Origin of the sequence: Salinisphaera orenii subsp. halophila YIM 95161 (assembly GCF_003732545.1) — a bacterium.
Taxonomy (GTDB): Bacteria; Pseudomonadota; Gammaproteobacteria; order Nevskiales; family Salinisphaeraceae; genus Salinisphaera; species Salinisphaera orenii_A.
The window spans coordinates 1-5,056 of record NZ_AYKF01000146.1 but is presented as its reverse complement, the minus strand read 5'-3'; the positions used below and the strand labels follow the sequence as shown (position 1 = coordinate 5,056).

The following is a 5,056-nucleotide window of genomic DNA, read 5'->3' as shown; positions in this document are numbered from 1 at the left end:
CGGTGAAGATGTCCAAGACCCGCTATCCCGTGAATAAGCAGGCTTCCCCGCTTAAGTGAACGGCATTACGCTCGCGCGGGCTTTTTCATGTCCACCGTAGAGGCGACGCTCAGGCCAGCGTGCGCGACACAACCAGGTTGTTGCGGTGGATGAATTCGGGCTCGCCCGCATAGCCGATGAGCTCGGCGATGCGCTCGCTCGGCTGGCCGGCGAGCAGGCGCGTCTCGCGCGCGTCGTAGTTCGCCAGCCCTTGGGCGATCTCCTCGCCGGCGTCGCTCAGGCAGGCGACCAGATCGCCGCGACGAAAATCGCCCTCCACGGCGGTGATGCCGATGGGCAGCAGACTGCGCCCTGCGTCGCGCAGCACACGCACCGCACCGGCGTCGAGATGCACGCGTCCGCGCACACGCCGCTGACCAGCGATCCAGTTCTTGCGCGCCGCGCGCCGGGCATTGCGATCCGGTATTAGCATCGTGCCGACCCGCTCGCCGCCGACCACGCGTGCCAGTACATCCGGCAACAGGCCGTCGGCGATCACCGTGGTCGCGCCCGAGTCGGCGGCCTGGCGGGCGGCGATCACCTTCGTGCGCATGCCGCCACGCCCGAGCGCCCCGCCGCGCTCGCTCGCGGCGGCCAGCAGCGCCGCGTCGGTCGCCTCGCGGATATCGATCAGCGTCGCGTCCGGATGCGTGCGCGGATCGGCGTCGTAGACCCCCGCCTGGTCGGTCAGGATGATCAGGCCGTCGGCATCGAGCAGATTGACCGCCAGCGCGGCGACGGTGTCGTTGTCGCCCACGCGGATCTCGTCGGTCACCACCGCGTCGTTCTCGTTGACGATCGGGATGACATCCATCTCCAGAAGCGTGAGCAACGTGCCGCGCGCGTTGAGATAACGCCCTCGATTGGAGACATCGTCGTGCGTGAGCAGCACCTGGGCGGTCTGCAGACCGTGCGTCTTGAAGCAGCGGTTGTAGGCCTCGACCAGCCCGGCCTGACCCACCGATGCCGCCGCCTGGAGCTCGTTGAGCGCGGTCGGCCGACCAGGCCAGCCCAGCCGCACGAGGCCCTCGGCGACGGCGCCCGAGGACACCAGCACCACCTGGGCGCCGGCGGCGTGGAGTGCTGCGATCTGGCCCGCCCAGTTTTCCAGGCGCTGCGTGTCGAGACCGCGCCCGTCGGCGGTCAGCAGCGCGCTGCCGATCTTGACGACCCAGCGCCGCGCGGTCTTCAGCTGTTCACGCGTCGTGATCATCGCTCGCCGTGATTTCATCCGTGGTGTCGTCCGACCGCTCGGCAACCGACTCCAGATACGACATCGCATCGCCGAGTAGCGTCTCCAGCGTACCCGGCCGGATCGCGGAGACCGTGTAGACCGGCCCCTGCCAGCCGAGTTCGGCCGCCAGCCGACCCCGCAGTGCCTCCAGCATCGACGCGTCGGCCAGCTCGGCCTTGTTGAGCACCAGCCAGCGGGGCCGCGTCGCCAATTCCGGGCTGAACTCGGCCAGCTCCCCGGCAATGGTGCTCACCTGGGTCACGACGTCACGCTCCTCCGGATCGACCAGATCGACCAGATCGACCACATGGAACAGCAGGCGCGTACGCTGCACGTGGCGCAGAAAACGGTGCCCGAGGCCGACACCCGACGCGGCGCCCTCGATCAGGCCGGGCAGATCGACCAGGGTGAAGCTGCGCAGCGGACCGACGCTCACCACACCGACCTGCGGCTGCAGCGTGGTGAACGGATAATCGGCGATGCGCGGCCGCGCACCGGACACACCGGAGAGCAGCGTCGACTTGCCCGCGTTCGGCAGCCCCACGAGACCCACGTCGGCCAGCAGCTTGAGCTCCAGGCGCAGCTCGCGGATCTCGCCCGGGGTGCCGTCGGTGGTCTTGCGCGGCGCCTGGTTCGTGCTCGACTTGAACCGCGCGTTGCCCAGACCATGGTAGCCGCCCTGTGCCACGCGCAGGGTCTGGCCGTCCCTGGTCAGATCGCCGATGAATTCGTCGGTCTCGCGCGCATAGCAGAGCGTGCCGACCGGCACCGGCAGATAGCGATCGGCACCCTTTGCCCCGGTCCGGTTCTTGCCGGCGCCGTTGCCGCCGCGCTGGGCCTTGAAGACGCGGTTGATGCGGTAGTCGTAGAGCGTGTTGAGATTGTGGTCGGCCCGCAGATACACGCTGCCGCCGTCACCGCCGTCGCCGCCGTCGGGGCCGCCGTGGGGCACGTACTTCTCGCGGCGGAAACTCAAGCTGCCATGTCCGCCGTCGCCGGCTTCCACCCTCAGATTGGCTTCATCGACGAACTTCATGGTCGCGTCTTCCGTTGTTTCGGGCCGTGCATGATCGCATGGGCCACCGACCGGACATAAAAAAGCCCCGCGCGAGGCGAGGCTTTCAGCGCATTGCGCCCGAACCGTCAGCCGGCGGGCTGCTCCGCCGGCTCGATCGAGATGAACTTGCGATTCTTCGGGCCCTTGACCGCGAAGTTCACCACACCGTCGGTATTGGCGTAGAGCGTGAAGTCGCGGCCCGTGCCGACATTGCTGCCCGCATGGAAGGTGTTGCCGCGCTGGCGCACGATGATGTTACCGGCCTTGACGCGCTGGCCGCCGAATTTCTTGACGCCCAGGCGTTTCGATTCGGAATCGCGACCGTTGCGGGTACTGCCGCCTGCCTTTTTATGTGCCATGGTCTGGGTCCTCTAACCGATGCGTTGCGATCAGGCGCCGGGAATCGACGTGATCTTGAGCTGGGTGTAGTGCTGGCGATGGCCGTGGGCACGCCGATACTTCTTGCGACGCTTGAACTTGACCACCTCGATCTTATCGCGGCGCGCATGCGTCTGCACTTCCGCGGAGACCGCCTTGCCATTCAGCAGCGGCGTGCCGATCTGCACGTCATCACCGTCCGAAATCAGGAGCACGTCCGAGAGTTCGATCGTGCTGCCGGGCTCGGCATCGAGCTTCTCGACACGCAGGACGTCGCCCTCTGCCACCCTGTACTGTTTACCGCCGGTGCGAATTACCGCGTGCATGACCACTCCACGTCGCCTGTTGCTCTTGGGCTCTCGCCCGATGAAAGACGCGGAATAATACGTGCTTTCCGGCGACCGGTCAACGCGCACAGCGCCGCCCGCGCGCCTTGACAGGCCGGGGCCGCACGCCTAAGTTTGCCGCTGTTTTTCGGTTCCGGGCAACATGAGTATTCAGCCGCTTTTCGAGCCGGTCGAGGACGACATGCGCGCGGTCGACGCCCTCATACGGCAGCGGCTGAATTCGGACGTGGTCCTCATCAACACGCTCGGCGAGTACATCATCGCAAGCGGCGGCAAGCGCCTGCGGCCCGCGCTGGTGCTGCTGGCGGCACGCGCGAGCGGCTACACCGGCGATCAGCACCACCTGCTCGCCACCATCATCGAGTTCATCCATACCGCCACGCTGCTGCACGACGACGTCGTCGACGAGTCCACGCTGCGGCGCGGGCGCGACACCGCGAACACGCTCTGGGGCAACGACGCGAGCGTACTTACCGGCGATTTCCTCTATTCGCGCGCCTTTCAGATGATGGTGGAGCTTGACTCCTTCCAAATCATGCGCGTGCTCGCGGACGCGACCAACCGGATCGCGGAAGGCGAGGTGATGCAGCTGATGCACAGCCACGACCCCGACCTCGCGGAAAAAGACTATCTGGAAGTCGTAGATCGCAAGACCGCCAGCCTGTTCGCCGCCGGCTGTCGGCTCGCCGCCGAGCTGGCCGGCTGCGACGCCGCGCGCTGCGACGCCATGGCCACTTACGGCCGACACCTGGGCGTGGCCTTTCAGGTCATCGACGATTCGCTGGACTACGGCCGCGGCGACGGCGACTACGGAAAGAACGTCGGCGACGACCTCGCCGAAGGCAAGGCGACCCTGCCGTTGATCCGCGCGCTGTCGCAGGTCGAAACCGCCGTGGGGGAACCGATCCGCCGGGCCCTGCGGGACGGCGATCGCGATGCGCTCGACGATGTGCTGAAAGCGATTGAATCGACCGATGCGATGGAATACACTTGCCGCCGCGCCGAGGGCGAAGCCGACAAGGCCGTCGCCGCACTCGACGTGTTCGACGAGTCGCCGTTCAAGGCGACACTCGTCTCGCTGGCCGAGTTTTCGGTTCAGCGCCGATACTGAATCGGAGTATAGCTCAGCTTGGTAGAGCGCCACCTTCGGGAGGTGGAGGTCGTAGGTTCAAATCCTGCTACTCCGACCATCTAATGGTCTGATTCCCCTAAGTTTTTTGATCAGTTGCTGGTTGCGTTTTCTGCGGATGCGCATACTGGTTGCGATCTGGTGGCAAATCGCTGCAACCGGACCGTTTTTGTCCGCGTGCTTCCCACCGTTACCTGCCCTATCACCGAGCAGGAGGAACTGTGGGAACGATTTACAAACGCAAGGGCGAGAACCAACGCAAAAGCCGCAAGAACTGGGTGGCACAAACGCGGGCACAGGGAAAACCCCGTAGTCGGAGCTTCCATGAGAAGGCAGAAGCGAAAGCCTGGCTTGCTCAGATCGAAAGCCAAGCCGCAGTCGCGGAAGGCACGCCAGAGTCAAATGTTCAGGACACGTTAGTCGAATCGAGGGTCGGCATTACGATCGATCAGGCTCTCGCGGTGTACGCTACTGCCGCACCAAGGCATCTATCGCCTCTGACTTGGCGTACATGTCACGCGCCGATCGTAGCGTACTGGCGCAGGCACCCGCTCGCTAAGCGCCTCCTAAGCGATGTCTTCCGTAGCGATATCAAGGAATGGATAAGCGCCTGTCGCGCGGAAGGTCGCCCAGCTGGAACGATTCGCAAGCGGCTGAATGTTCTGAAGCAGGCGATCGATTTAGGGCTTGAGCGTATTCAGTCGTCGCAGCGCAACCCGGCGGAGGGTCACCGCATCAAGCGCGATCCGAAGTATCGGCGACGCCCCACAGCTTCCGAAAAAGATGCTTTGTATCGCGCAGCACTGAATCGCCCCGGTTTCGTCGGAGGCTCCAACTCTTGAGAGACTGGAGCCATGAAACAGAGCAAACGT

6 protein-coding genes and 1 tRNA gene are annotated in these 5,056 nt (G+C 65.1%); 3 read left to right on the top strand and 4 right to left on the bottom strand.

Going from position 1 to position 5,056, the window contains the following annotated elements; all coding sequences use genetic code 11:
- Positions 1-109: 109 nt before the first annotated feature.
- From proB to rplU, 4 genes are all read right to left on the bottom strand, one after another.
- Positions 110-1,270 (bottom strand): glutamate 5-kinase, encoded by a 1,161-nt coding sequence (gene proB, locus SAHL_RS17255; protein WP_245968589.1) that lies wholly within the window; start codon positions 1,268-1,270, stop codon positions 110-112.
- Positions 1,236-2,309, bottom strand: coding sequence for an Obg family GTPase CgtA (cgtA, locus tag SAHL_RS17250; protein WP_123592654.1), 1,074 nt, complete (start codon positions 2,307-2,309; stop codon positions 1,236-1,238). Before cgtA ends, proB begins: the two co-directional genes overlap by 35 nt.
- A 107-nt stretch (positions 2,310-2,416) precedes the next feature.
- Complete coding sequence (gene rpmA, locus SAHL_RS17245; protein WP_123592653.1) at positions 2,417-2,689, bottom strand: 50S ribosomal protein L27; 273 nt, start codon at positions 2,687-2,689, stop codon at positions 2,417-2,419.
- Positions 2,690-2,719: 30 nt separating this feature from the next.
- Positions 2,720-3,034: a 50S ribosomal protein L21 gene (gene rplU / locus SAHL_RS17240; RefSeq protein ID WP_123592656.1), complete on the bottom strand. Its 315-nt coding sequence runs from the start codon at positions 3,032-3,034 to the stop codon at positions 2,720-2,722.
- A 163-nt stretch (positions 3,035-3,197) separates the two neighbouring features.
- Here rplU and SAHL_RS17235 point away from each other — a divergent pair, with 163 nt between their 5' ends.
- The 3 genes from SAHL_RS17235 to SAHL_RS17645 all read left to right on the top strand — a co-directional run bounded on the left by SAHL_RS17235 (position 3,198) and on the right by SAHL_RS17645 (position 5,026).
- Positions 3,198-4,166 carry a polyprenyl synthetase family protein gene (locus tag SAHL_RS17235; protein ID WP_123592652.1) on the top strand — a complete coding sequence of 323 codons (969 nt, stop codon included), beginning with the start codon at positions 3,198-3,200 and terminating at the stop codon, positions 4,164-4,166.
- Between the two features lie 2 nt (positions 4,167-4,168).
- Positions 4,169-4,245 (top strand) — tRNA-Pro (locus tag SAHL_RS17230).
- Between the two features lie 160 nt (positions 4,246-4,405).
- Complete coding sequence (locus SAHL_RS17645; protein WP_148045606.1) at positions 4,406-5,026, top strand: hypothetical protein; 621 nt, start codon at positions 4,406-4,408, stop codon at positions 5,024-5,026.
- The last annotated feature ends 30 nt before the right edge of the window (positions 5,027-5,056 follow it).